General features: G+C 69.1%; 16 protein-coding genes. 2 read left to right on the forward strand and 14 right to left on the reverse strand.

Annotation, left to right across the window (positions count from 1 at the left end):
* Nucleotides 1-51 precede the first annotated feature (51 nt).
* Entirely contained in the window at nucleotides 52-1311 is a 1260-nt protein-coding gene (locus tag BHS09_RS25555) for a response regulator (protein WP_140794061.1), read from the reverse strand.
* A 104-nt stretch (nucleotides 1312-1415) separates the two neighbouring features.
* On the opposite strand from BHS09_RS25555, the gene BHS09_RS25560 reads away from it, so the two are divergent.
* A complete protein-coding gene (locus tag BHS09_RS25560) occupies nucleotides 1416-2138 on the forward strand; it encodes a hypothetical protein (RefSeq protein WP_140799372.1) in 723 nt (240 codons plus the stop codon).
* Between the two features lies 1 nt (nucleotide 2139).
* Here the strand turns inward: BHS09_RS25560 and BHS09_RS25565 are convergent, their stop codons facing one another.
* The 6 genes from BHS09_RS25565 to BHS09_RS25590 form a co-directional block, all read right to left on the reverse strand.
* Nucleotides 2140-3516 carry a sigma-54-dependent transcriptional regulator gene (locus BHS09_RS25565; RefSeq protein WP_140799373.1) on the reverse strand — a complete coding sequence of 459 codons (1377 nt, stop codon included), beginning with the start codon at nucleotides 3514-3516 and terminating at the stop codon, nucleotides 2140-2142.
* A gap of 16 nt (nucleotides 3517-3532) precedes the next feature.
* Entirely contained in the window at nucleotides 3533-3775 is a 243-nt protein-coding gene (locus BHS09_RS25570) for a hypothetical protein (RefSeq protein ID WP_140799374.1), read from the reverse strand.
* A 58-nt stretch (nucleotides 3776-3833) separates the two neighbouring features.
* Entirely contained in the window at nucleotides 3834-11732 is a 7899-nt protein-coding gene (locus BHS09_RS25575; RefSeq protein ID WP_140799375.1) for a CARDB domain-containing protein, read from the reverse strand.
* 235 nt (nucleotides 11733-11967) lie between these two features.
* Nucleotides 11968-12822, reverse strand: coding sequence for a bifunctional DNA-formamidopyrimidine glycosylase/DNA-(apurinic or apyrimidinic site) lyase (gene mutM, locus BHS09_RS25580; RefSeq protein ID WP_237079821.1), 855 nt, complete (start codon nucleotides 12820-12822; stop codon nucleotides 11968-11970).
* A 147-nt stretch (nucleotides 12823-12969) separates the two neighbouring features.
* Nucleotides 12970-13986, reverse strand: coding sequence for an RNA 3'-terminal phosphate cyclase (rtcA, locus tag BHS09_RS25585; RefSeq protein WP_140799377.1), 1017 nt, complete (start codon nucleotides 13984-13986; stop codon nucleotides 12970-12972).
* A gap of 162 nt (nucleotides 13987-14148) precedes the next feature.
* Entirely contained in the window at nucleotides 14149-15384 is a 1236-nt protein-coding gene (locus BHS09_RS25590) for an RtcB family protein (RefSeq protein WP_011554960.1), read from the reverse strand.
* Between the two features lie 144 nt (nucleotides 15385-15528).
* On the opposite strand from BHS09_RS25590, the gene rtcR reads away from it, so the two are divergent.
* Nucleotides 15529-17151: an RNA repair transcriptional activator RtcR gene (gene rtcR / locus BHS09_RS25595; RefSeq protein WP_140794077.1), complete on the forward strand. Its 1623-nt coding sequence runs from the start codon at nucleotides 15529-15531 to the stop codon at nucleotides 17149-17151.
* Nucleotides 17152-17158: 7 nt separating this feature from the next.
* On the opposite strand, the gene BHS09_RS25600 is transcribed toward rtcR, so the two are convergent.
* The 7 genes from BHS09_RS25600 to BHS09_RS25630 form a co-directional block, all read right to left on the reverse strand.
* The gene (locus BHS09_RS25600; protein WP_140799378.1) at nucleotides 17159-18577 is read right to left on the reverse strand and encodes a M24 family metallopeptidase; all 1419 of its coding nucleotides are present in this window, start codon (nucleotides 18575-18577) and stop codon (nucleotides 17159-17161) included.
* A 699-nt stretch (nucleotides 18578-19276) separates the two neighbouring features.
* The gene (locus BHS09_RS25605; protein ID WP_140794082.1) at nucleotides 19277-19465 is read right to left on the reverse strand and encodes a hypothetical protein; all 189 of its coding nucleotides are present in this window, start codon (nucleotides 19463-19465) and stop codon (nucleotides 19277-19279) included.
* Nucleotides 19466-19559: 94 nt separating this feature from the next.
* Nucleotides 19560-22556: a CHAT domain-containing protein gene (locus tag BHS09_RS25610; RefSeq protein ID WP_140794084.1), complete on the reverse strand. Its 2997-nt coding sequence runs from the start codon at nucleotides 22554-22556 to the stop codon at nucleotides 19560-19562.
* Nucleotides 22553-23155 carry an RNA polymerase sigma factor gene (locus BHS09_RS25615; protein WP_140794086.1) on the reverse strand — a complete coding sequence of 201 codons (603 nt, stop codon included), beginning with the start codon at nucleotides 23153-23155 and terminating at the stop codon, nucleotides 22553-22555. The genes BHS09_RS25610 and BHS09_RS25615 overlap by 4 nt, the downstream gene beginning before the upstream one ends.
* Nucleotides 23156-23295: 140 nt before the next feature.
* Nucleotides 23296-24903 (reverse strand): sensor histidine kinase, encoded by a 1608-nt coding sequence (locus tag BHS09_RS25620; protein ID WP_140794088.1) that lies wholly within the window; start codon nucleotides 24901-24903, stop codon nucleotides 23296-23298.
* A 17-nt stretch (nucleotides 24904-24920) separates the two neighbouring features.
* Entirely contained in the window at nucleotides 24921-25793 is an 873-nt protein-coding gene (locus BHS09_RS25625; RefSeq protein ID WP_140799379.1) for an alpha/beta fold hydrolase, read from the reverse strand.
* A gap of 111 nt (nucleotides 25794-25904) precedes the next feature.
* The gene (locus BHS09_RS25630; protein ID WP_140794092.1) at nucleotides 25905-26471 is read right to left on the reverse strand and encodes a TetR/AcrR family transcriptional regulator; all 567 of its coding nucleotides are present in this window, start codon (nucleotides 26469-26471) and stop codon (nucleotides 25905-25907) included.
* Nucleotides 26472-26479 lie beyond the last annotated feature (8 nt).

A 26479-nucleotide genomic window follows, 5' to 3' on the forward strand; every position in this document is an offset into this window, starting at 1 on the left:
GCACCCCGCGCCGGGCCTTGTCCCCTACCGGGGGCCGCCGAGTCAAACCCTTCAAACGCCCGCGTCGTCGGACCGGACAGCCCCCGCCAGGTCCTCCGCGCCACTCGACGCGCCGGGGACCTTCTTGGGGAAGTCCAGGATGACGGGAGGCTGCGCGTCTCCGACCAGGGTGAAGGATGCGGAGGACCCATCCCCACCGCAGGCAGCGGGGGCCGTCTCCTGAGCATCCACCGGCACGGCGTCCACGGAGGGCTCGGGCTCGAAGAAGCCGGGCACCGTGGCGCCACAGCGCGCCCGCTCGCGTTCCTCCAGCAGGCACGCGGGCACCAGGATGCCCAGCGCGAACAGCCGCGTGGACGCCTCGTACGCCACCGCCTCCGGGAACTGGCACTCCAGCAACATGGCGCGCAGCGTCCGGCGCCCGTCGAAGAGGCGCACCACTTCGCCCACGTCCTCCGGCAACGACGCCAGCATCTCCGCTAGCCGGGCGAAGTCCACCGTCAGCCGCGACGCCAGCGGCAGGCCTCGGGCACGCAGCGCGTCGAAGCGCTCCAGGCCCTGCAGCACCGTCTCGCACAGGTAAGGGCGGTCCATGGTGAACGAGCCCTTGTGCAGCTCGGGCCCCAGCACCACCGAGTAGTCCCCCGCGCCGAAGCAGAGCATTCGCCGGAAGGCCAGGCTGCCGCGCTCGCCATTGAAGACGGCGTCCACCACCAGGCCGTGCCGGAAGGCGAACCAGCCCTGCCCTTCCGCCATCACCACGCGGCCAGAGCGGACGCCCGCCAGCAGCGCTCGCGCCACGTCCGTCAGCGGCAGCCGCTGCGTGTCCGACTCGAAGGCCGCGTCACCACTGCACCGGCCCGCCTTGAGCCGGGCCAGCGCAACCACGTCTCGCGCGTCCACGGGATGGGCCAGATAGTCGTCCGCGCCCACGCCGCCCGCCAGGTCCCGGTGGAATTCCTCTTCACGCCGGGCCAGCAACAGCACCGGCAGGTGCGCCGTGCGCGCGTCCGCGCGAACCTGGCCACACAGGCTGAAGCCGTCCCCGTCCTGGAGCTCCACCTCGGTGACGACCAACTGCGGCGCCGTGCCGCCTTCCACCAGCGACGCCAGCGCGGCCTGCGCGCCCGCGACCAGCAGGACCTCGAAGCCCGCCTCCGCCAGCGCAGCGGCCAGCACGGCCTGCGCGCCCGGCGCCGAATCCACCAGCAACACCCGAGGCCGGCCCCGTGACGCACGGCGACGCGCACCCGCCTCGGCCAGGGCTTCCGGTCCGGCATACGTGGAAGGTTGTGGGAGCGCGGTAGCCATGAATTACGAAATCTTCGCGCTAAGCCGGACAAATACGCAAGATGCAGACAAGCCCCTGGAATCGTTGGGTTTCCGCCCGCCACGGTGCGGGGTAGGGTGTCCACATGATGCGTCCCGGCTGCTTCGGCCCTCTCGTGTCCGCGCTATTGCTCGTCTCCCTGGAGTCCGCCGCCCAGGCGCCGGCCCCTGGCCCCGCCGACGAAACGCCACGCGTCACGACGTTTGACACAGCGCTTCTGCGCGGCACGAGCGAGGACCCGCTGGGCGCGGTGCTGGCACCGGTGACGCTGCCGGACGGAGCCACGGCGCTCTATGGCTTCGTGGGCGCGCCGGAGATCGGCGTGGGTTTCCGGCAAGGCATCTCCGGCTTCGAGTTGGAGGCGCGCGCGCGGCTCCAGTGGTTCCAGCTCTCCGCCTCGCTGGAGCTCGCGGTGCGGCGCAAGGTGCTGGAGCAAGGCATCCTGTCCCTGGCGCCCACGCTGGGCCTGGGCGTGGTGCTGAACTCGGGTGCCACGTACATGGATGACCGGAACTACTCCGGCGTGCTGTTCCGCGTATCGCCCGGGCTGGTGGCGGGCTGGCGCGTCGCGGACACGGTGTCCGTGCTGGGACTGTTGGACGTGCCGGTGGACATCGGCCTGTCCAATGGCCAGTCGCGGCGCATCCAGGCGCTCGGCGGAGGCGGCGTGGAGGTGTACCTGGGCAGCAACCTGTCGGCGCTGGCGGCGGGCCAGCTCGGCGTGGAGTCCTTCCAGGAGCGCTCGGGTGAAAGCCACACGCGCCTGGGCTACAGCGTACGGCTGGGCCTGGGCGCCCGGCTCTTCTGACTCACGTCAGTCCGAAGCGCTCCAGCTTCTTGAGCAGGCCCTGTCGCGACAGGCCCAGCGCCTCCGCCGTATGCGTGCGGTTGCCGTTCAGACGCCGCAGGGCCTCCTCGATTTCACGCCGCTCCAGCGCTTCCACCTTCTGCGCCAGCGTGGTGGTGCCCGGCGTGCTGGAGGGCCGTAGGCGCTCGCTGCCGGTGAAGGACAAATCCTCGGGTTGGATTTCGCGCCGCTCCCCCGCCAGCACGGTGGCGCGCTGCATCTCATGGCGCAGCTCGCGCAGATTCCCCGACCACGCATGGGCCAGCAGGGCCTCCGCCGCGGCGTCCGACAACAGCCGGGCGCGGCCGTCCGGGCACAGGTGCGCGCACTGGTTGAGGAAGTGCTTGGCCAGCAGCGGCAGGTCCACGGGGCGCTCTCGCAACGGCGGCAGGCGGATTTCGACGCCCTTCACGCGCCAGAAGAGGTCCTCGCGGAAGGCGCCTTCCTGAAGCATGCGGCCCAGGTCCCGGTGGGTGGCGGAGATGAGCCGCACGTCCACCTGGACAGGCCGGTCCGCGCCCACCGGCAGGATGTCGCCCGTCTCCAACGCGCGCAGCACCTTCACCTGGAGGGACGGCGACATGTCGCCCAGTTCGTCCAGGAAGAGCGTGCCTCCGTCCGCCTCCGCGAAGAGGCCACGGTGGTCCTTCGTCGCCCCGGTGAAGCTGCCCTTCACGTGGCCAAACAGGGCGCTCTCCAGCAATGACTCTGGAAGCGCGCCGCAGTTGATGGGGACGAAGGGCCCGTCGTGGCGGCGGCTCTTGAGGTGGACGGTGCGCGCGAGCAGCTCCTTCCCCGTCCCATTCTCCCCGGTGACGAGCACTGGCAGCTCACTGGCCGCCACGCGCTCCGCCAGGGACGTGGCCGCCAGGAAGGATGCGCTCTGCCCCACCAGCGAGACACCGCCCGCCGCGCGCGTCAGCGAGCTGCGCAGCGTCTCCACCTGCCGCTCCAACGTCACCCGCGCGAGCGCCCGCTGCACCACCACCAGCAGCACGTCCGGGTCCACCGGCTTGGTGAGGAAGTCGTACGCACCCAGGCGCACCGCCTCCAACGTGTGCCGCGTGTCCCCCGCCCCGGACACGACGATGACCTTCGTCCCGGGCTTCGCGCTCAGCAACGCCGCGAGCCCTTCCAGCCCCGCGGAGACACTCCCGTCGGGAGGCAGCATCAGGTCGAGCAGCACCAGGGGGAAGTCGCGCGCGTCGAAGGCGGCGCGAGCGGAAGGCCGGTCCGTGGCTTCCACCACCTCGTAGCCCCCCTCGCGCAGCAGCCCGCCATAGACTTTGCGGAACGCGGCGTCGTCATCCACGAGCAGCAACGGGTGCGGTGCGGACATGCGTGTGGCATCCACCTCAGTCCGGAAGCGGCGCCTGGCGTGGCGTCCCCATCAACTCCAAGGTGCGCAGGGCCACCTGGATGAGCGTCTGGGCGCACGGCTCACACCCGCCGCCACAGCACCGAGGCCAACGGCCTTCCGGGTTGCGCAGCAAAGGGCGCACACAGGATTGGTAGTAGCTGGGGAAGCCGAGCTCTTCGCTGGCGCGAACCAGCGCGGCTTCGAACGGAGGTGGCGCGGGGCTGGTGACGTCGGACACGGGGCTGTCATAACAGCCACCGTGTCCGCTGCCCACAAGCCCCGCGCCCGGCACGGACTCAAGGTGTCACGAGAATCCGGGAGCCCACACGGCCGTCGTTGGCGGGATTCGCGTCCGGCGCACTGCCCGTGCTCACGTTCGCCCCCACGAACCACACGTCCCCGCTGTCCACGTTGTTGGCTCGCGAGGACACCGTCAGCGTCCGGCATTGGTTCCGGGAGAGCGTCACGCTCGTCTGGCCGACACGGACGTCTCCCGACTCATCAATGCGCTCATCCCGCGACAGATAGGCATAGACGGTGGCGGCCCCCGACGACGTGCCGCGATTGCACACCGTCACCGACGTCGAATACGAGGCCCCCGTGCGGACCAAGGGAGGGCCGCTCACGGCCGTGACGGCGAAGTCGCTGCGGCCAGTGACGGCCAGTGGCACAGCGAAGGTGAATGCCCGCCGCACTGGCTCGGGCATCACCTCTTCCGGGTATCCCAGCCTTGCCACCAGACGGTAGGCCCCGTCCAGGGGGACGCTGGCCGAGCCTGACAGCACCACCGGCGCGCATGCCCCCGTGGCCAGATTGGACGGCGTAGCCCGGACAGAAAGCGTAGTGACGGGGAAGCCATCCGTCGTCTCCAGCGCGAGGTGAATGGGCATCCCCCATGGCCATGTGGGGCCCCGATTGCACACGGTGGCCGTGGCGGTGAAGAACTCGCCCGGCCAGACGGCGGTTGGCGCCTGGAGCGCGGTGACGGCATGCCCCGTCACGGTCGTCACCCGGAACGCGTCCCCGGAGGCCAGGTTGTTGGATTCCACCGTCTCCCGGACGGCGTTCACGCCATCCACCATGGCTCCCAAGCGCCAGCCTCCTTCTGGTGGCGCATCCAACTCCACGTCCCACGAGCCACACTCGTCGGGCTCCAGGGACGGAATCGACACGGAGGCGCTCAAGGAGAACTCTGGCACGGCGTCCCCGTCCTCCCCCCACATGGGGAACACGTCCAGGGACGCGCGCAGGGAACGCGCGTTACCCCGGTTGCAGACCGTCGCGACGGCGGGCATCGGGGCGGAGGGCCAGGTCACCGAGAGGTCGGTCGTCACGCCCGTCACCACCAGGTCCGGGCCGGAGCCAATCCCGACTATGGGGCCGACGAGCGCGTTGTCGTCCAGGTTCATTTCCCCTCCTTGCGGCGCGACGAGCTCCACTCGCGCCTTCACATGCACTTCACCGACCAACTGCGAGGGAACATTCCCCATCACGGGCACCACGGCGCATCCCTTTGCCAGCGCGCCAAAGGTCCTCGTGCCAACGGAGGTCCCCACCTCCGACTCCAGGCCATCCTCCGACATCAAGACGTGGATGAGCAGCTCGCTGGCGGCAACGCTGCCGGTGTTGCAGACGGTGACCTCCGTGATGAAGGGCTCCCCACCGGACAGCGCGTTCCGCTCCGGCGCGATGCGTGTCACCGAAAGCTCCGCATGATTTCCCACGCGCAGGTCCACGGCTTTGAAGTTGTTGTCCACGTGGGCCTCCGTCAACACCGCCTCAGGGTCCAGCTCCGCCTCCAGCCGCCACAAGCGGTGCGCGACCGCGTTCAGCCCCAAGGGCTCTTCCCACTCCGCGCACTGGTTCGCGGCCAGGGAGGGGACGATCCGGTAGAAGGCGCGCACTCCATGGTCGGCCACCGTGCCGCCCGCTCGCAGTTGAAAGCGGACGTCGGCGGACTGCCCCGGAACATTGCCCTGGTTGCAGACAGTGATTCGGACCGGAAGCGGCCCATTGCTCGCCTCCACCTGAGGCGCCTTCAACGCGGCAATGACGTAGTCCGGCATCTCCCCCACCAGCAACGCGGACACCGGACTGCGGTTGTTGGCTTCGTCGTCCTCGGGCTGCTCATCCAGCGGGTCCGCGATGGCCGCCACATACCAGCGCCCCGGCTGCGACACCTGCCCCTGCAGCAGGACGGCCTCGCAGCGCCCGGCCGGAAGGAAGAGGCCTGGCTGCCGGTTCAACTCCGTGTCCGTCGCATCGACGTGCGCATCGGCGGACAGGAAGAGAGACACGGACGTCACGCCGTCCAGCCTGCCTCGGTTGCAGACACGAACGGAGGCGGTGAACGGCGCATCCGGGAACACGACGGAGGGAAGCACTGCCGACTCCGTGACGAAATCCGTTCCCGTGCTCTCGACATACACCTGCAACACGGGCCCCACGTTGTTCGTCTCGTCGTACTCGCGAACCGTGCCTCGGGTGCTGGAGATCGCTCCCAGGAAGAAGGTTCCCGCGGCCTCGATGACCGCGGGAATGGCGTGCTCCGCGCATTGGCCGGGCGCCAGGGTGCCCAAGGACGCCTCCCCGAGCACCGGGTCCTCGGGCGTCACCCGGGCAAGCCGTGAGGCATGCAGCGCCACCCACGCGGACGCAGGCCCCCTGCCGTCGTTGCATACCCGCACCGTTCCCGTGAAGGGCTGCCCCGGCTCCACCGTGGCCGGCGCGCGGACGGCCTCCGTCACGAGATCCGCGAGCCCATCCTCCACGGAGATGGGTTGGCTGAAGCCCTCGTTGTTGTGTTCGTTGAACTCCGCCACCACGTTATCGGGGTCCACGATGGCGACGACGTACGTGGAAGACCAGGACGACACTTCGGGAAAGAGATACAGCGACAACGCCACGCGCCTGCACGCACCGGGCGCCAAGGACACAGTGGCCGTCGCGAACCCCTGGTCCAACCGGACCTCCGGCAGCGGCTGAACGCTGAATCCCACCAGCGCATGGCTGACGGACGTGGTCCCCTGGTTGCAAACCGTTGCGTCCACCGCCAGCGGCACATCCGGCCGGGCTGCCGCGGGCGCATCCACGGCCGTGACGACCAGGTCCGGCTTGGAGCCGATGCCCATGCGGCGCCCGACACTGGCATTGTTCGCCGTGCTGGCTTCCTCTCCCCACCGCTGCGCATCCACCACGGCACCGAAGTACCATTCGCCTTCCCGGGAAGGCTGGGCGTGGATGGAGGCCTCTCGCAAGACGCAGGTCCCGGGCGCCAATCCCTCCACGAGCATCGAGCCCGCGACCTGCACATCATCCCGGGAGATGACCGCGTCCAACGACAGGTAGGGCGTCAGCACCGCGCTACCGGAAGCCGTTCCCTGGTTGCAGACCGTCATCCGCGCCGGGAACGTTCCGCCGAACGCCACGCTCTCTGGCACCACGACCGAGGTCACGACGAAATCGGGCAGCGCCGCGAACCGCACGGGCACGCCGTCGTGCACGTTGTTCTCTTCCGCCAGCTCGGACACCTGAGCGCTCCGATCAACCAGCGCCCCCACGAACCAGGTTCCCGACCGTTGTGAGTCCCCGGGAACGGTGACTGGAAGCGTGGCGCACTGCCCCTGCCCCAATTCGCCCGTCGGCACGGGGCCGAAATGCCCATCCTCGACGGAGTGGCTCGGGTCCCGGGACAGGAACACCGTCACGTCCGACTGCGCCTCCACGGTGCCCTGGTTGCATACCGTGACGTCGGCATGGAAGGCGTCGGCCGGCCGGACAGCCGTGGGTGCATCAACGGCGGTGACGACGAAGTCCGGCAACTGCCCGACGCGCACGGGAAGGACGGGCCCCGTGTTGTTCTCCACCACGAGCTCCCGCATGCCGTGGATGGGTTTGAGCTCGGAAGACAGGAACCAGAGACCCTCGCCATGGTTCGCAGTCACCGTGCTGGCCAGGGTGACGCACCGTCCCGGGGGCAAGTACGGCACATCAAGCTCCCAGGCCGGCGCGCCACGCGAGGCCCCCGCCCCGCTCCGAGCAAAGTAACCACTCACCACGCCGTAGTAGCTCTCCAGGTTGCCCTGGTTGCACACCTGGGTCGCGACCTGGAACGACGCGCCAGGCCGGACACCAGACGGAGCATCCATGCGACGGATGACGAGGTCAGGCCCCGAGCCGATGCTCACGGGGACCACCTGGCTCCCATTGTTCGTTTCGGACAACTCGGCCCGCGTCTGCTCCGCATCGGCGAGCGCCCCAATGTAACGAACGCCCTCAATCCACTCGGGTGGCCTCGGAACGAGCGACAGCTCCGCCGAGGCGCAGCGTCCCGCGCCCAACGTGCCGAAGCTCCAAGTCTCCAGCAGTGCGTCGTGGGTCGTCACGTCCACGTCGACCGACTGATAGAAGGACACCTCTACGTCTCCCGCGACGGAGCCCACGTTGCAGACCTCGACGAGAGCGGGAAGAGACATCCCGAAATCCACGTTCGAAGGCATGGAAAGCCGGGTGACGACGAAGTCGGGCAGCGCCCCGATGCCGACCGGAAAACCCTTGCTCGTGTTGTTGTCCCGACGCAGCTCGGCTGCCGTGCCATACGGGTCCACCACCGCGCCCACGTACCAGACGCCACTTGAAGGCACCCAGAGACTCACGGGCGCGTCGACCGTGGTGCACGCACCGGGCGCCAGCGGCCCCACGGGCACCGCGCTCAGGGGCATGTCCGCGGCGGTGATGGTCGCATCCTCGGACAGCACGAGCGCCAGGTCCGCCTCCCCGGCCACGGTCCCCACGTTGCACACCTGCACGGCAATGGTGGCGGCCTCAGCCGAAGCAGCACGCGTGACGGGAACATTCACACTCCCCACCGTGAAGTCCGGCAGCGCGCCCACGCCCAAGCGCGCCGTGCGGACGTTGTCGTCTTCACGCGGCTCCGCCCAGGCGCCGTCCGGGTTCGCCACCGCGCTGACGGTGTACATGCCTTCGAACGACACGCCGGAGGCTGCTTGCACGTTCACCGTGGAGCACTGCCCGGGCGCCAGGGACTCCGTCATTGTCTCGCCCAGGGTGTGCTGCGCCGGTGCGTAGAAGGGAGACCAATCGCGGACCAGCCGCACAGGCGTGGCCCCGGAAGAACCGCCCTCGTTGCACACGGTGACTCGCGCGGAGAAGGCCTGCCCTGGAAGTACCGACGAAGGAACCTCCAGCCCGGTTACTGCGAAGTCAGGCGCCAGGCCGACGATCAACTCCCGGACGTCGACGTTGTCGTCCCACTGAAGTTCCTGCTCCCCATGGGAATACACCATGGCGCCCCAGAACCAGCGAACTTCGGGGAGTTCCCATCGAGGACTGGAGACGGGCACCGGGACGCGGAGGAGCACGCATTGCCCCTGCGCAAGCGGTTCGAAGTCGTGCATCCCCTGCACGGCATCCACATTCCCGTCAAACACAGCATCCTCCGACCGGAAGACGTACACGTAGCCGGACGCGCGCAATGTCCCCTCATTGCACACACGCACCTGCGTGGTGAAACGAACGTTGGGGGGTTGGACGGAAGGCATCTCCACGATATCAACGGAGAAGTCCGACCCCACGGCCACGGACAGAGGACCTCCCGCCAGGGCGTTGTTGTCCTCCCGGGGCTCGCGCTCGACGTCCAGCGAGTCCACCAGCGCGCCCAGCACGCCCTGGGTGGGCGCAGAGGGCGCGGTGAGCGAGACCTCCCGCGTGACACACTGACCTCGCTCCAGGGAGCCGACCGGCATGCCCCCCAGCGGCAGGTCGGCCCGGGAGATTCGCGAGGTCCGGGCCAGCACGATGGCGACGTCCGTCGAGCCTCGGGCAGCGCCCTCGTTGCACACCGTCACCTTCGCCGTGAAGGCAGTGCCCGGTGCCACCGTTCTGGGCGCGGACACGGCCGTCACGGCGAAGTCAGCCACGCGCCCGAGCGAGACCTGCCCTCCCGCGAGGGCGTTGTTGTCCACACGCAGCTCATTGCGCGGGAACATCTCGGGATACGGGTCCACGATGGCGCCCACGGTGAAGACGCCCGGCCACAGCGAGCCAGCGTGCGATGGCACCTTGATGGACACGCACTGCCCCGCCTGTACGAGCCCGGTCTCCGCCCAGCCGGCGAAGAGGTCATGGACCGTGATGTCCGCGTCCTGCGATAGGACGACCATCACATCCGTGTTCCAATCCCGGAGCCCCTGGTTGCACACCGTCACGTCCGTGAAGAAGCCCTGGCCCGGGGACACACCCGCCGGGGCCAGCACGGACGTCACCATGAGGTCCGGCCAATCTCCCACGTTCACGGGCACCAGCGGGGACGAGGTGTCGTTCTCCTCGAATGCATCCTGCGTCCAGACGTGTGCATCCAGGAGCAGCCCCATCGGACGGGCGTACTGCAACTGCACCGGCACGTCGTGACGGACGCACACGCCAGGGGCGATGGAGGGCAGGAACTGGAATGCCAACGTCTCCGCCCACAAAGCGCCGCGCGTCATCCGGGAACGAATGTCCAGACTGCCGGCGGGAGATGAAGCATTGCCTTGGTTGCACACCGTGGCCCGGACCATGAACCGAGAAAGCTCGTGGACGCTGACAGGCGCCTTCAGGAACGTGACGGCGAGGTCATGGCCAAGCCCCAGGAACACGCGCCTGCCGACGAACGTGTTGTTGTCCTCGTCCAGCTCCGCCCAGAGGCCGCCCGCATCTGCGAACGCCAGCAGGTACCGAGGCCCGGGAAGGGAATGGCTCGAGTGGATCGACACAGGCCCCGTCGCGCATTGCCCGGGCGCCAGGAAGCCGAAGCCCAGGCTGCCCGCGCTGGGCTCGGGGAGGACGAGTTCTTCGTCTGCGGACCAGTAAAGACCCACGTCCACGGGAGCGCCCACGGTGCCGTCATTGCACACCGTGACGCGAGCCGTGCCATCCGCCCACGCCGAGAGCGCCCCGGGCGCTTCAATGGCGACGATGCGGAAGTCCGGCGCCTCCCCAACCAGGATCCGGCTCGCCGGTCCCACGTTGTTGTCCCAGAAGGACTCGTCCCAACGCGCCCACCGCGCGTTCGCGACAGCGCCCACATACCAGATCCCGTCGACGATTCCGGGAACGGACGCCTCCACCCGCGTCCGGGCACACTGCCCCGCCGCCAGCGGCGCCACCTGCGCAGAACCGATGAGACGGTCCTCGGCCACGACAACGGGATGGGCGGACAGCAGGAGCTCCACCTCGAACGACGTCGGCATGGACCGGGTGCCTTGGTTGCACACCGTGACCTCCGTCCAGAACGGCATGGTGCCTGTCACGCTCGACGGCACGTCCACCTTCGTGACGATGAGGTCTGGCATCTCCGCGAACGTCAGTTGTCCCCCCACCCAGAGGTTGTTGCCAGGAACCAGGTCTGCATGCAGCTCCCAGGGATAGGCATCCACCAGGGCCCCCACATAGCCACGCATGAAGTGGCCCGTGCGGCTGACGTGAAGCTCCACGTCCTCACAGCCACCGGGGTCGAGGAAGAGGCCGCCCGTCCAGGTCTCGACCTTGTCATCCGCCGTGAGGACGGCATCTTCCGAAAGCAGGAGGTCGACGGTGGCATTGGCGACGAGCGTGCCGCGGTTGCACACCGTCGCCGTCGCCACGATGGGCCGCCCGAATTCGACGACGGCCGGTGCGCGGAATGCAGTGATGACGAAGTCGGGCCCATCCCCCACGCCCAGGGTTTCGCCCTGGAACACGTTGTTCGCCTCGTCGGCTTCTTCCACCTGCCCGTCCGCGTCCACGACGGCGGCGACGAAGTGCGCGCCCGCCAGCGCCGCGTCCATCCTCACCCAGCCTTGGACGCGCTCACAGGCAGAGGCCTCCAGCCCATCCACGGCCCGGCGCAGCAGCGTGGGGTCCGTGGACGTGGAGTCACGGCCCTGGGAGAGCCGCACCTCCGCGACGAAGGGCCCTGCGGGAAACGGCATGCGGTTGCACACCTCGACGGAGACATGGACGTCGTCCCCAACGCGGGCCGCGGACGGCAGCGACAACCGGCGCACTACCAGGTCGGGAAGCGTCCCCGGCGCAAGCTGGGTCAGCGCCCCTTGCGGTCCTGGAGGAAGGCGCTCAACGGACGTCTCCTGCGGACCACACGCGACCAGCGACACTTGCAGCGCAAGTCCCAATACCCACGCAAACCTTGACGGCATTACGCCCCCTCCACGTCCGAGGCGGACCTGGACGACTGCTATCAACGCCCCTGACGGCTCGACAGCTCTTTAGCAAACAACCCCTACGCTTGAGGAGATGGCGCAGGACGAATGCGCGCGCGGGCCAGGACAGAACCCGGGTGTCACGAGGCACCCATGTCTGACAATTCCATGAGTCCCGAGATGGCTGTCTGGAGTTACGGAATTCGAGCCCCGAAGGAGCGACGGTCGCGGCTCAAAGCAACGAGGATTGGGCTGACACTTCGGGCGCGCTCGTCAGGGGCTGGCACGTGGCACACCAGTACGTGTTCCGCCCGCCGAGGCGTTGATGGGAAACGGGCGTGGCGCAGCGCGGGCACGGCGCCCCAGCGCGGCCGAACACGTTGCGCCGGTGCTTCGCCTGGCCTTGAACGCCGAAGAGGTCTCGCTGGGTGCCGCGCAAGCGGAGCCCTTCATCGAGCACCGCCTGGATGGCGCGGTCCAGCCGCACCACCTCATCGGCCGTGAGGGACGACGCCAGCCGGCGTGGCTCAATCCCCGCCTGCCACAGGCTCTCGTCCGCATCCCGGTTGCCGAGCCCCGCCACCACCCGCTGGTTGAGGAGCACCGTCTTGAGGGGACTTTTCCGCCGCCGCAGTTGACGCGCCAGCACCGCTGGGGTGAACCCCTCTCCCAGCGCCTCTGGCCCGAGTTCGTCCAGCTTCAAGCGCGCGGCCAGCTCATCGGAAGGCGCCAGGGCGATGCGCGCGTAGCCCAGCGAGTCCGTGAACTGCAACTCCTCGCCGCCCTCCAACTCGAGCACCACCAGTGTCGAAGACGGGCGCTCACTCCCCTTGGGGCGCAGCGCCAATTCACCGAAGAGCATGAAGTGCAGCGCGAGCGTCGTCCCGTCATCGAGCGCGAGCAAGATGAACTTGGCCCTTCGGTTCGCGGCGGTGACCTGCCGCCCCTTCAAGGCTTCGATGAAGTCCGGCGGCGACGGGAAGCGAACGACAGCGGGAACCAGGACCTCCGCCCCCACGAAGCGGCGGCCCAGGACGGCTTGCTGCAAGTCCCGGGTGATGATTTCGACTTCAGGCACCTCTGCCACGCGGGCGTCTCCTCCGCACATGCATGGTGCCGGCGCCTGGCGTCGCGCTACGAAGACGCCCATCCGCCATGGCGCCCGGCTGCCCTCCGAGCGGAGCGCGCGGCGCTGCGCCCCAGGGCCGTCCGCCAACGGACGCGCCCCGGGGGCTCAGGCGCGGACTTCCACCTCGCGAACCTCGCGAGACACCTCCCGCACCTCGACCTTCACATCGAGGAACTGGGCGATAGTCTGGAGCTGCGTCTCGGCATGCCCATCCAGCGGCAGCGTGCGGAACGTGCCGCCCTTCGCCAGCGCCATGAGGAGTAACAGCTGGTCACACAGGTGCTCGCCCACCGGCACGCCCGCATCAAGGTAGCGCTTCACCTCTTCAGCGACCTGCTCGGCCACGACCTCCGCCCGCTTCCCGCGCTCACCGAAGCCGGTGAAGACCTCCGTCACGTGATCGCTCTCCACCTCGGCGACCAGCACGTTGCCGGGCCCCAGCGGACGTTTCAGCTCCTCCGTCCGGAGTTCATCGGGCCGCCACTTCAGCGCCGCCCCCGCCGTGCCCAGCTCGCGCTGCGCCACGTCGAACGGAATCATCGCAATCACGGCCTTCAGGTCGCGACGGACCACGCGCCCCCGCTCCAGCAAGTGCAGCGGCTTCAGCGGCGCGGGTCGCACGTCGACCCGGAACCGCCCGCCCCCGGCCGGGAAGAAACCGGCACGCTCCAGGGTCGCCTCCACGGACGGCCCCATGCGACGGACCAGCGGCAGATACGCCCGCTGGAGGAAGTCGAACGGTGGTGCCATGGGGTTGTGCGTCCCCCCCTCCAACATCAGCGTGGAAGGCCCGTCCGCCAGGAGCAGCGCCGGAAGCACCGTCTGGAGCACCAGCGTCGCGCTGCCCGCGGTGCCTACCGCGAAGTGGTAGTTCCCCGCGGCCAGGGCACTCGGCCGGAAGGTCAGCTCGCGTGAGCCGAGCTCCGCGCCCGACACCTCCGCGGCCCCCACGGCCTCCGCGGCCTTCACCGACGTCAGGTGCTGGCGCAGCAGGCCCGGCTTCTTCCGGCCCGCGCGGATGTTCTGGATGGTGAAGGGCTTGCCCGTCACCAGCGACAGCGCCAGCGAGGTGCGCAGCACCTGCCCCCCACCCTCACCCAATGAACCATCGATGCGCACCATGACGACTCCCTCCTTGCTGCTCGCGACTCACGAACCACCCGGCACGCACTGACACCACCGTGAAAATAGCGGCGCCCGCGTCCCCATCCTGGCGGCCTTTCGGCCTCTTGGGGAGCGCGGGCGCCTCGGTGTCTTCATCCCGGCATGGTCACCTCTGGGTTTCTAGCCCTTCACGCACACGACCTGCTTCAGGGTGTGGACCACTTCCACCAGGTCCGCCTGCGCCGCCATCACCGCATCGATGGGCTTGTACGCAGCCGGCGTCTCGTCGATGACGTCCACGTCCTTGCGGCACTCCACGCCGGCGGTCGCCTTCACGTGGTCCTCCACCGTGAAGCGCCGCTTCGCCGCCTCACGCGACATCACCCGGCCCGCGCCGTGGCTGCAGGAGTGGAAGCTGTCCGCGTTCCCCTTCCCGCGGACGATGAACGAACGCGCCCCCATGCTTCCGGGGATGATGCCGAGGTCGCCCTCGCGCGCCCGCACCGCGCCCTTGCGCGTTACGAAGCAGTTCTTTCCGAAGTGGTGCTCACGGGCGATGTAGTTGTGGTGGCAGTTCACCGCCGCGTCCTTCAGCTCGAACGGAGGCAGCTCACCGCTCAACTGCAGCGCATCCACCGCCTCTTGCAGCATCAGCGCGCGGTTCGTCGCGGCGAAGTCCTGCGCCCAGCTCACCGCGAAGACGTAGTCCTCGAAGTGCTCCGTCCCTTCCGCCAGATACGCCAGGTCCCCGTCCGGCAGGTTGATGAACCAGCGGCGCATGTCCTCCTTCGCCAGCTCGATGAAGTAGCTTCCGATGCGGTTCCCCACGCCGCGCGAACCGGAGTGCAACATCAGCCACACGCCATCCGACTCATCGAGGCACAGCTCGATGAAGTGGTTCCCCGTTCCCAGCGTCCCCAGGTGCGACAGCTCCGGCCCACGGCCGATGCGCGGATGCTTCCCGACGATGCGGTCGTACCCCTCCACCAACCGCGCCCACTCCTTCTGGTGCCGTGCGGGCGCCACACGCCACGCGCCCACGTCGTTGCGGCCACCGTTGTCGGAGCGGCCATGCGGCACCGCCCGCTCAATCGCCGAGCGCACCCCACGCAGCGAGTCCGGGAGCTGGTCCGCCCGCAGCGTCGTGCGAACGGCGATCATCCCGCAACCGATGTCCACGCCCACCGCCGCCGGCACCACCGCCCCTACCGTGGGGACCACGCTTCCCACCGTCGCGCCGTAGCCGCGGTGCACGTCCGGCATCACCGAGACCCACTTATGGATAAAGGGGAGGCCACGCAGGTTGCGGAGCTGCTTCTTCGCCTCGTCCTCGAACGGCACACCCACCGTCCACGCCTTGATGGGGCGGCCCGCCTCGTCCGACAGCACCTCGTAGTTCCCGTTGATGCGGCTCATCGTCTCCACCTTTCAGTCGTCCGCCGGGCGCTGTGTCCCGGTCACGGAGGAGGCCTAGAGCAGCCGGCGTGCCAACACGGCTCCCGAGGGACGCCCTCCAAGCGAGCTGGCATTCCCTATCTGGTTAGATAAAGTCCTATCCCTATGGCGAAATCGCGCGCGCGCAAAACGGTGGTCCTGGGGATGCTCGGGACGACACTGGACAACGGGCAGGGGCCGCAGCGCTGGACGCGGTGGCGGCCCACGGTGGCGCTGTGCCAGCAGGAGGACCTGTTGGTGCACCGGCTGGAGCTGTTGCATCCGCCGAACGCGACCTCGCTCGCGGGCACGCTGGTGGGGGACATCCGGCAGGTGTCACCGGAGACGGAGGTGCGGGGCAGGCCCCTGGACATCCAGAATCCGTGGGACTTGGAGGAGACCTACGGCGCGCTGCTCGACTACGTGCGCGGCTATGCCTTCAACCCCGAAGCGGAGGACTACCTGGTCCACATCACCACGGGCACGCACATCGCGCAGATCTGCATGTTCCTGCTGGTGGAGAGCCGGCTCATCCCCGGCAAGCTGGTCCAGGTATCACCCGACCCCAGGGACCGCGCGGGGGCGGGCACGCACACCCTCATCGATCTGGACCTTTCCCAGTACGACACCCTGGCCGCGCGCTTCCGGCAGGAACAACGCGAAGGCCTGGCCTTCCTCAAGTCCGGCATCGACACCCGCAACGCAGCGTTCAACCGCCTCATCGAGCGCATCGAACAGGTGGCCGTCCAGTCCCGCGCGCCTCTGCTCATCACCGGTCCCACCGGCGCGGGCAAGTCGCAGCTCGCGCGGCGCATCTACGCGCTGAAGAAGTCGCGGCGCGGGGTGGCGGGCCCCTTCGTGGACCTCAACTGCGCCACGCTCCGGGGCGACGGCGCAATGTCCGCCCTCTTCGGCCACGTGAAGGGCGCCTTCACGGGCGCGCTGAGCGACAGGCCCGGTCTGCTGCGGCAGGCGAATGGCGGGGTGCTGTTCCTGGACGAAATCGGTGAACTGGGCGCGGACGAGCAGGCCATGTTGCTGCGCGCACTGGAGGACAAACGCTTCCTGCCAGTGGGCGCGGACCGCGAAGTGGAGAGTGACTTCCAGCTCATCGCCGGCACCAACCGGGACCTCCAAGTCGAGGTCGAGCGCGGGCGCTTCCGGGAGGACCTGCTCGCGCGCATCAACCTATGGACCTTCCGGCTGCCCGCGTTGCGCGAGCGTCCGGAGGACATCCCACCCAACCTGCTCTTCGAACTGGACCAGTCCTCCGAGGCCGTGGGCACGCGCGTCACCATGAACAAGGAGGCGCAGGAGCGCTTCCTGGACTTCGCCACGTCCTCCGAGGCGCGATGGGCGGGCAACTTCCGCGACCTCAACGCGGCGGTGCTGCGCATGGCCACGCTGGCGGCGGGCGGACGGATTACTCGGGACGTGGTGGACGAGGAGCTCGAACGGCTGCGCGAGCAGTGGCGGCCCTCCGGAGCGAAGGCGGCGGTCGTCGCCGGGGACCTGGTCGCGGAGGTGCTGGGGGAGAACCTCGCCAGCGAGCTGGACCGCTTCGACCGGGTCCAGCTCGCGGACGTGCTGAGCGTCTGCCGGGCATCACGCTCGTTGTCGGACGCGGGGCGCGTGCTGTTCGCTCAGTCACGCGCCCAGAAGAAGAGCGTCAACGACGCGGACCGGTTGAAGAAGTACCTGGCCCGCTTCGGCCTCACGTGGGCGGACGTCAGCGGGCGAGGCGCGTAGGCCGGGCTCAGAGCATGGGCATGCCACGCGTCGTCACGCCCTTGCCTCCCTTCGCGCCCTGACTTCGCTGCCCTCCCTGCCCATCGCGGCCCAGGAGGTAGAACGACTCCTGCCGGGACACGAAGAACTTCCAGCCCTCCTCGGTGAGGTAGGCCGGGTCCTCCTGCATCACGAAGACCTTCTGCCCGTCCCACTCCGGCACCGCGGTGGCGGTGTTCAGCTCGATGGCGATGTACGAGCCCAGGCGAAGTGTCTTGGCCTCCTCCTGCCGGCTCGCCGAGCGGAAGTCGATGCTCGCGCCCAGCGCGTGGCCCTGATTACCCAGCGGGTGGCTGTACACCATGGCCTCGATGCCCTTCTCCTTCATCTCCGCCATCGTCTGCGTGTACACCTGCGCGGAGGTGCGGCCCGGACGGGAGGCGCGCAGCATCAGCGCGTCCTGGAGTTCGATGGTGTTGGCCAGCGCCCGCTTGAGCCCCTCCGGCGCGTCCGTCTCCCCCTCGTTCAGCACGTAGGCCATCTTCTGCCAGTCGGAGTTCAGCCCCATGTAGGTGATGCCGAAGTCCACGTGGAGCAGGTCGCCGCGGAGGATGACGACGTCCTCCTTCGCGGGCGCCAGGAAGCCTCGCGAGCTCGAGCCGTCCATGCCCTTGCGCTGCACGCGCAGGTCCGGCTGGAACCAGGTATCCACGCCCAGCTCCCAGAGCCTGTCATAGAGGAAGCGGCGCACGTCACCGACGGTCGTCTTCCCCGGCACCACCACCTCCGGAGAGAAGGCCTCCTTCACCACGGCCTCCGTCAGCATCACCAGCCGCTGGTAGTGCAACCACTCCTCGGGGATGCGCGTGTCCAGGTACTCCTCGATGAGCGGCGCGGCGCTCACGAAGCGGGCCTCCGCCTCCGCGCCCAGGGACTCCACCAGGAAGGCATAGCTGTCCTTCGTCAGGCTGCGCGTCACCCCGCGCTTGCCGCCAATGCCCAGGGCAATCGTCCGGGGCTGATAGCGCGTGTTCAGGTCCGCCAGGATCTCCTGCGGCTTGCGCCCTTCTTCGGGCAGCTCGAAGAAGCGCGCGAGCGTGGCCTCCGAGTAGCCGGAGAGCGCGACGCGCTTGAGTCCCTCGGGCCCGGCGTCGACGAACACGAAGATGTCCCGGTTGCCCGCATATGGACGCGGCGGCGCGATGAACTGGGTGAGCGGGTCGTCGTGGAACTCCTCGTTGACGACCACCCACATGCCCACGCCATGGCGGCGCATCATGTCCAGCAGCATGCCGTGGCGCTTCTCCAGCCAGGCTTCGCGCTCGGCGATCTGCTCCGACCAGGACATGAGGCGCGGCGGCGACTTGTCAGCAGCGCCCTGGCGCCCCGTGGTGGCACAGGCGGCCAGCAGCAACAGCGGCAGGGCCGCCCACTTCACGGACTTCATGTGAGGACTCCCATCGAGAAGGAGGCCGCACCGTATCGCATGAAAGCCAGGGGGCCTCCGCCTCCAGAGCCCTTGGAATCTCTGGAGGCGGAGGGCCTGGGGCGCGCCCCCTCCCTCACTCCCTGGAAGTCCGCACTCCAGCGCCTCTTCGGATGAACGCGTCCTCAACGCCCGCGTCATGTGGTCGTCGGCCCCCCAGTCCCACCGCGGCCACCCTTCGAGATGACGGCTGTCCCCCGACGCCGTCTGCTGGAGCGGGGCTTCGTCCCCCGCGCGCCGAACTCAGAAGCTGGCGATCCGGAACTCGAAGTCGCTCTCGTCGAACGCCTCCAGTCCCTGCCCCCCCAGGTCCTCCGCGTTTCCCCCCGCCTTCACAACACTCCGCGCGTCCCCCCAACCGCCCCGCTCCCCCCGGCTGGAGCTCCCGTTCGACCAGGCCGCCCATCCCCCGCCCATCGCCCCACGCCCCTCCTCAGGTGCCCAGATACCGCTCGCATCCCCTTGGCCCCGCGCGTCACCACGAAACATCTGCTCCCCCTCTTCTCAGGGGCTCGCGACCAACGCCCCCTCAATCTCAGATACGGACCCAGCCCTTTTTCTTGTGCATTCTGTTCAAAAAAATCCGGGACGCCCCGAGCGGGAGCGTCCCGTAAAACCTGTATCGCCAGCGCGACTCAGGACAATCCGGAAAACTGTCACTTATTTACGACGTGAGCTGTCCGAGCCATCTGGTTGAGACGCCGTATTCACGGACGGAACGACGGACATCCTCGCCGAGAACGGCGGGTGCGCCGTCAGGCCCGGGGTGGGCTCCGGCGGTGGGTCATGCGGGTTGATGCTCACCACCGCCCCATCACGCTTCGACTTCTTCGAGAGCTTCTTCACCATCGCATCCCCCTCTGCGCGGCACCGGCGAGGACAAGCGGCATGCCATCCCCCGCCTCCGCACCGGTACAACGCGCCGAGTCGGATTCCTTGGCCATCATTCGAAGAGGAGGATGCCGTGGACCCAGTCCGCGGAGGGGTGGGCCGCCAGCCATGTGCGCCGCTCGTCGCGGAGCGCGAGGGCCGCCGGCGCGCCGGCCCGGATGCGCTCACGAACCGCTTCGAAGAAGCGCCCCGCCGAGTCGGGGATTTCCGCCGTGGAGGCCAACACCGTGGCCGCGCCGGCTTCGATGAAGGCCACCGGCAGGCTGAAGGACTCATGAAGGAAGGGCGTGGCCCGTGCCGCGCTACACGTGGCCAGCAGCACGAGCGGCGCGCGCTCCAGCTTCAGCGCGCGAACCTGGGGGGCGGACAGCGCATATCGGCCATCTGTTTCAGGCGCCAGCACCACCAGCGAGGCGTCCGACATCTCAGGGCTGAAGGCGCCGTGCGCGTGGATTTCCACCTCGCTGGCCTGCGCCATGGCCGCCAGCACCCGCGTCGGCGTGGCCTGTATGCCCGACAGCTCGATTCGCTGCGGGTCCGGCGCGTGCGGCGGCTCCAGTGGAAGCAACCGCGGGAGGCCCAGCGACGCGGGCGCCTCCACCCCATTGACGACCAGGTGCGGCCCGCTGCCACGAGCCAGCACGGGAGACGCTCCTCCGGGCCGCCCCACACGGTAGCTCCAGGCGAGGTCCGCGGGCAGCAGTCCCCGCAGGCCATGCACCGGCGGCAGTGCGAGCACGTCCACCCGCTCGCAGCCCTTCAAGGCGGCCTGGAGCGACGGAGGCACCAGCCCGGAGGCGTCCCGCCCCAGGGGCTCCGCGCGGCTGGCGTCGAAGTGCCCCTGCAGCTCGCCCGTGGCGCCGCGCAGCGCCACCACCGAGCGCTCGTAGTCCACGGCGACGCCCAGCACACACCGCGCGGGCACCTCCACCTGAAGCGCGGCGCCCATGAGCGCCAGGGCCTCACCTGGGGCGTCCGTGCGGCCTGCCTCGTGCGCCAGGACGTTGTAGGCCCCCATGCGCGTCTTGCGCGCGTCCACATCGTTGGGAAGGGACTCCGCCTGTTGGATGGCGCCGCGCAGCAGCTCCAGCCCGGTCGCGCGGTCGCGCTCCAGCACGAACTGCCCCTCGGCGAAACGCATCTGCGCGAGCTTGCCCGGTGAGGGCTGCCCCCGGTGCAGCTCGGCCAGAGTGCGGCGCAACAGGTCCGCGTCCTGGCTGTCCGCCCCGAAGCGCGCCAGGTACGACAGCAACAGCGCGCCGGGCAGCCCCAGCGGCCGGCCACACTCCTGCGCCAGCTCCAGCTCGTTCCGCGCCTCGTGCGCGTCGAACTCCAGCCACGACAGGTATGCCAGGTTGCGGTGCACGTAGGTGCGCTGCTCGCAGGCCTCGGGCGTTCGCGCCAGGGACTCGCGCAGGTAGGCGCGCGCGCTGGTGACGTCCAACCGGTAGCGAGCGATGTGCGCCAGCTCCTGGAGGAACTGCTGCTCCAACTCCCATTCCTCCAACTCCCGGGATGCCAGCCAGCCACTCCATGCCTGCTCGAACGCCTCCGCCGGGCGGTTGAGCGCGAGATAGAGGTCCGACAGCCGCTTCTTCAGCGTGGCGCAGCGGTAGGACAACCCCTTGCCCTGACAGGCGCCCACGGCCGCGCGCAGCCGCGCCTCCGCCTTCCACCATTCGCCCGCGCGCTCCTCGGCGCCCGCCAGCTCTCGCTCGGCCAGCAGCGACAACCAGGGGTCCTCGGCCGCACGGGCCAGCCGCGTGAAATCCTCCAGGTGGCGCGCGCCTGCCGTCTGATTGATGAGCCCGCCCAGGTACAGGTCGTCCTCGCCCGAACGCCGCAGCGTCTCCAGGAAGCGCTCTGGCGAGGACAGCTCGCCCCGCACGAGCTTCGCGTAGTCCGCCGCCAGGGGTGCACGGCGGCTGAAATCCCGCTCCGCCACACGCTGCACGTAGCCGCGAAGCACCTCGCCGCCCTGGACGCCGTCCAACACGTCCGCCAGCGGCAGCAGGCGCAGGGTCCACTCCCGCGACGGCGCGGCCCTCACTGCGTCGTAGAACGCCAGCCGGACGATGCCAGGAAAGCGCTTCGCCTCCTCCAGCGGGAGCCGCGCCTGCGCGTCCACCATCAGGTCCCGCACCGCCGCGCGAGCCCCCTTCCAGGCCCGCCCACGCGCCTGCGTCTGATGCCGGAGCGCTCGCGCGCGGATCCGCGCCTCCTCGCTCCAGCCTGGATCCCCGCGCTTCACCACCGCGTCGAATGCCTCCGCGGCCAGCAGCGTCAGCCCCATCTCCCGCAGCACCAGCGCCCGGTTCCACTGCGCCTGGGCGTGCTCGGGCGCCTGTCGCAATACCCCGTCCAGCAGTGCCAGCGCCTGTTCCGGATGCCCCTGCTCCAACGCGACGATGGCCAGGTCGCTGTCCCGGTCCGGTGACGGCGACATCCGGTGGAGGAAGTCGGAGGCTTGCCGCAGGTCCTTGCGGACCAGGTACGCGGCGGCAATGCCATGCAGGTCCCCCTGGTCCTCCAGATCCGCCAGCGCCCGGAGCGGCAATGCCGCGCCAGTCCCGCCCGGAGGGCCACTGACAGCCGCGCGCAGGGGCACATAGGGCCGGTGTCCGTCCGCGCGTGCATAGGCAACCCTCGCCTCGATGAGACGCGACGACGTCTGCGCGAGCCAGACCTCCTGCTGGGAGCCCCGCACATCGGCGCTCTTGACGACGAGCACCAGGACGATGGCCGCCGCCACGGCGCCCACCGCGAACGGGGCCCAGCGCCAGTGAGGGCGCCCCGGCACTTCGGCCGTGTCACGTGTCTTGGGCGCGTCGGACGCCATCCTGGTTTCGGGCGCGCCCTCCTGCTCGTGCGCCAACGCCTGCGGGTCCCCCATCACATGGAAGCCCAGCAGCTCCAGTTGCATGGCTTCGTGCAGGCCGGACGCGCAGGGGTCACAGCGAGCGAGGTGATGCCGGAAGTTCTCCTCGTCCACGGGCGGCAGCTCGCCATCCAGGAAGAGGGACAGCCTGTTACAGAGCGTCCCCATCACGCGCTGCCTCCTCCGTCGCTCCCGGTGAGCGGCAACAGCAGCGCCTTCAACTCCTTACGGGCCTGATAGAGCCAGCTCCCCACGGTGCCTTCGGGGACGCCCATGCGCAGGGCGATGGCGCGGTAGCGCAGCCCCGAGGCATGCAGCGAATACGCCTCACGCACCCTGGGATTCGGCAGTTGGGCAATGGCCGCCTGGAAGTCCTTCTCCGAGATGTGCTCCCAGACCTCCATGGCCTCCGGTTCGGGGGCCGCCACCCCCTCGCGCACCAGCCGCAACTCTGGACGGTCCTGCTCCAGCAACTCCGAGCGCCGCTTGCGGCACTGGTCGAGGAAATGATTGGTCATCGCCCGACACAGCCACGCCCTGTAGACGGGCTCCGGCTGCGCGGCGAGTGCCCCGTGATGCAACAGTCCGCGCGTGAGCGCCTCCTGCACCAGGTCTTCCGGATCGAGGCCCCCCTGACCGCACAACCGTCTCGCCAGGGCCAACAGCATGGGCCTGACACGATGCGCGAACGCCTCGAACCCGTCGGGATGCACATCCGTACTGTAGGCCACAGGAATGCGAATGACTGTGGCAATGCGTTGGCCGCTCATCGACCCGGACTCCTTCCACGCCTATCGAAACGAAGTCCGGGGCAATCCTTGGAAGGCCGTCGTGAAGCAGACTTAATCGTATCAAGTTGCGCTCGCTCACCGACATCCCTGCCGCCCTGCGGACCAGGGACAGGCCGGCGTCAGGCCAGCGCGGCGGAAATCGAGGCAGGCTGCGCCACGGGTAATTCCAACGTCAACGCCGCGCCCCCCAGGGCTTCCGAGCGTCCCGCACTCAAACGTCCGCCATGCCGTTCGGCGATGCCTCGCGCGATGGCCAGCCCCAATCCCGTCCCCGGCCGAGGTCCCTCGCGCTTGCGGCCCGTCACGAAGGGCTGGAAGAGCCGGGGCAACAGCTCCGGTGGAATGCCAGGCCCGCTGTCCTCCACCCGGACGAGCAACCGGCCGTTCGCCTGCTCAATGGATGTCCTCAACCGCGGTGCGGGCACGTCTCTCAGGGCGAGCAGTGCATTCTCCAACAGGATGACCATCACCTGTGAGAGCTGGGACTGATCGGCCTCCACCGTGAGCGACGCGTCCTCCTCTGACTCGAAGGAGACGTCGGGCGCGAGCGAGCCCAGTCCCTGCCGCGCGGTGGAGTACGCCAGCGCGACGGTGGCTGAGACATCCACGCGGCGCAGGTCCAGCGGGCGCGGGCGACCGTAGCGCAGCAGCTCGTCCACGAAGTGACTGGCGCGGTCAATCTGCTCCCGCATGGCCGCCACCGTGTCCGGGTCCCCGCCCCTTCGCTCCAGCAGCTTGAGGTGCGCGGCGAGCACGCCCAACGGATTGCGGACCTCGTGGGCCACCGCGGACGTGAATTGCCCCAGCTCCGCCAGCCGCGCGGCTTGGTCCGCGCGCGCCTCCTCGCGAGCGAGCGCCACGGCCAGCTCGTCACTGGTGGCGCGGCCCTTGAGGAGCCGGCGCCCCAGCCAGGCCTGAAGCGCCTGACGCACGGGCTCGAACGCGAGCGCGGCCAGGGCCAGGAGAAAGAAGGCACCTACGCGGTACTCGGTGAGGAACGGCTGGCCGCTGCCCGACAGCAGCGTCAATACGCCAAAGAGGAAGCCCGCGGACAACACCGCCGCCACCGCGGAGTAGACGAGGCTGCGTTCAAGCAGCCGTCGGTCCGCGGCTGGCTGATGGGCATTGATGACGTGCACCAGCACCAGCAGCGCCGCCAGCACCAGGTACATTCCGAACGGCAACGCGTACCCGCCTGACAGCAACAGGGCGTTGCCGATACTGCCCAGGTACGCGAGCAGCCCGGCGATGCCCAGGCTGAGGAGAATGGGCCGTCGCTCGGGAGCTTCGCCGCGGTACGCGCGCGACAGATGAACCAGCGGCACGCTCGCCGCCGCCACGGCGAGCACCATGGTGGGCCAGAACAGGGGACCTCGCCCCATCGCCAGCGGCCCGTGCAGGACGTTGGGGAGGAACGCGCCAATGCCCGTCACCACCACCGCCACGCCGTACGCGAGCACCACCAACCGGTAGGAGCGCTGCCGGGTCACGTCATAGGCGGAGTGCAGGTATGCCGCCGCGACGAAGGCCCCACCCGCAACGAAGCGCTCCCCCACCCACGCCATGGACGGGATGCAGAGGAGCAGCAGCGCGCCCGTCCACCCCGCGGTCGCCAGACAGTAGAGCGCCAGGCCTCGTGCGTTGTGCCCCCGGAGCGCGGCCGTGAAGAACAGCAGCAGCGACACGGAGAGGACAGGCACGAGGCTGTAGGCGAACAAGGGCCCCATGCCCGTACTGTGACAGATCAGCGAGCGCCGTGAGGCGGACTCGCCGCCAAGGTATGGGCGGTGATGGCCCGGGTCATCGTCTCCCAGTCATCCGGGTGCAGGTCATGCCCCGCGTCCTGCAGTGTCACCAGGCGCGCGCCCTTGACGGCACGGCTCAAGGCCACGCCATGCGCATGGTCGATGACCGGGTCCACAGAGCCGTGGATGACCAGCAGCGGCGCTTCAATCTCACGAGTCCGGCCGTACCACTCCAGGCCACCGGACAGCCCCGCGTGGTTCAATGCACATTGAGGCGCGAGCGCGCGCCGGTAGTCCTGGACTGCTCGCGCCCGCACCCGGGCCTCGTCGAACGACCTCCGCGCACGGCCCACGCACAACCGTGAGAGTTCGACCTGGAAGCCGATGGCCTCCGCCTCGTCGGCCCAGTTCAGCGTGGCGGCCCGCTGGAAGTGCGCGAGCACCGCCGGGTCCATGCCCGGGTCCTCGAAGTCCGGCTCCGAGAAAATCTGGGCGCTGATGAGCGTCAGCGAGCGGACTCGCTCCGGGTACGTCAACGCCGCCATCTGGCAGAGCAGGCCCCCCAATGACATTCCCACGAGGTGCGCGCGCTCGATGCCATATCCATCCAGCACGGAGATGGCATCGGAGGCGAGGTCGTCCAGCGTGTAGGGCGTGGCGCCTGGCACACCGTGCGAGGAGCGCCCCGTGTCGCGGTGGTCGTAGCGGATGACGAAGTGACCCGTCCGCGCGAGCTGCTCCATGAGCCCGTCGGGCCACCCCAGCATCGAGCTGGCCGCCCCCATCAACATCAGCACGGGGGCGTCGCCCTCGCGTCCGAAGTGCTCGGTGCAGAGCCGAATGTCGCCCGATTCGATGATGCGCTCGGACATCCAGGAACCCCTTTCGACGGCCAGGAACTGGCGTGGATGACGAGTTAATAACCGACGCGTCGGTTATATTCAACCCGCACCTTTCGGGTGCCCCTCCAGGCGACACAACCTTCAGTCGAAGGACTCTCGTGGAAACACGCACCCGAGCAACGTGCGCAAGCGAGCGAGGACGTACTCCGTCAACGGCGGCGTCCGCTCCACCAACCACTGCATCGTCGCACCCGCGATGACGTCTTGAAGCAGGGCGGACACCGCGCCACGGTCGACGCTGGGAGGAAGCCGGACGGCGATGGCGTCGCGCACGAGCAGATTCCGCTCATGCGCCATCCGCCTCAACGTGGGGTCTCTCACGTCCTCCCAGGCCAGGAGCAGGTGTGCGTCGAGCGCCTCACCCTCCCCCATCACCGAGACCAGCGTCTTCAGGAAACGCCAGAGGCCCTGTGCTCCGACTTCCACGGGCAGACCGGCGAAGTACTCGCGCTTCTGCTCGGCGGTCCGCTCCATGAGCCGGAAGTAGAGGTGCTCCTTGTTCTTGAAGCGCTGGATGAGCGCCGCGCGGGACATGCCCACCGCGACGGCCACGTCATTCAGCGTGAATGCGCCCGGCCCGCTCCGAAGCAACACGGACATGGCGGCGTCGAGGATGGCTTCGTCGCTGTGCAGCTTGGGCCGGGGCACGGGCCGTA

Origin of the sequence: Myxococcus xanthus, assembly GCF_006402735.1 — a bacterium.
Classification (GTDB): domain Bacteria; phylum Myxococcota; class Myxococcia; order Myxococcales; family Myxococcaceae; genus Myxococcus; species Myxococcus xanthus_A.

Excerpts from the sequence above, each read along its gene's own strand:
- BHS09_RS25555 (WP_140794061.1), bottom strand. The coding sequence starts at position 1,311 with ATGGCTACCGCGCTCCCACAACCTTCCACGTATGCCGGACCGGAAGCC.
- BHS09_RS25560 (WP_140799372.1), top strand. The coding sequence starts at position 1,416 with ATGATGCGTCCCGGCTGCTTCGGCCCTCTCGTGTCCGCGCTATTGCTC.
- BHS09_RS25565 (WP_140799373.1), bottom strand. The coding sequence starts at position 3,516 with ATGTCCGCACCGCACCCGTTGCTGCTCGTGGATGACGACGCCGCGTTC.
- BHS09_RS25575 (WP_140799375.1), bottom strand. The coding sequence starts at position 11,732 with ATGCCGTCAAGGTTTGCGTGGGTATTGGGACTTGCGCTGCAAGTGTCG.
- rtcA (WP_140799377.1), bottom strand. The coding sequence starts at position 13,986 with ATGGTGCGCATCGATGGTTCATTGGGTGAGGGTGGGGGGCAGGTGCTG.
- BHS09_RS25590 (WP_011554960.1), bottom strand. The coding sequence starts at position 15,384 with ATGAGCCGCATCAACGGGAACTACGAGGTGCTGTCGGACGAGGCGGGC.
- rtcR (WP_140794077.1), top strand. The coding sequence starts at position 15,529 with ATGGCGAAATCGCGCGCGCGCAAAACGGTGGTCCTGGGGATGCTCGGG.
- BHS09_RS25600 (WP_140799378.1), bottom strand. The coding sequence starts at position 18,577 with ATGAAGTCCGTGAAGTGGGCGGCCCTGCCGCTGTTGCTGCTGGCCGCC.
- BHS09_RS25605 (WP_140794082.1), bottom strand. The coding sequence starts at position 19,465 with ATGGTGAAGAAGCTCTCGAAGAAGTCGAAGCGTGATGGGGCGGTGGTG.
- BHS09_RS25615 (WP_140794086.1), bottom strand. The coding sequence starts at position 23,155 with ATGAGCGGCCAACGCATTGCCACAGTCATTCGCATTCCTGTGGCCTAC.
- BHS09_RS25620 (WP_140794088.1), bottom strand. The coding sequence starts at position 24,903 with ATGGGGCCCTTGTTCGCCTACAGCCTCGTGCCTGTCCTCTCCGTGTCG.
- BHS09_RS25625 (WP_140799379.1), bottom strand. The coding sequence starts at position 25,793 with ATGTCCGAGCGCATCATCGAATCGGGCGACATTCGGCTCTGCACCGAG.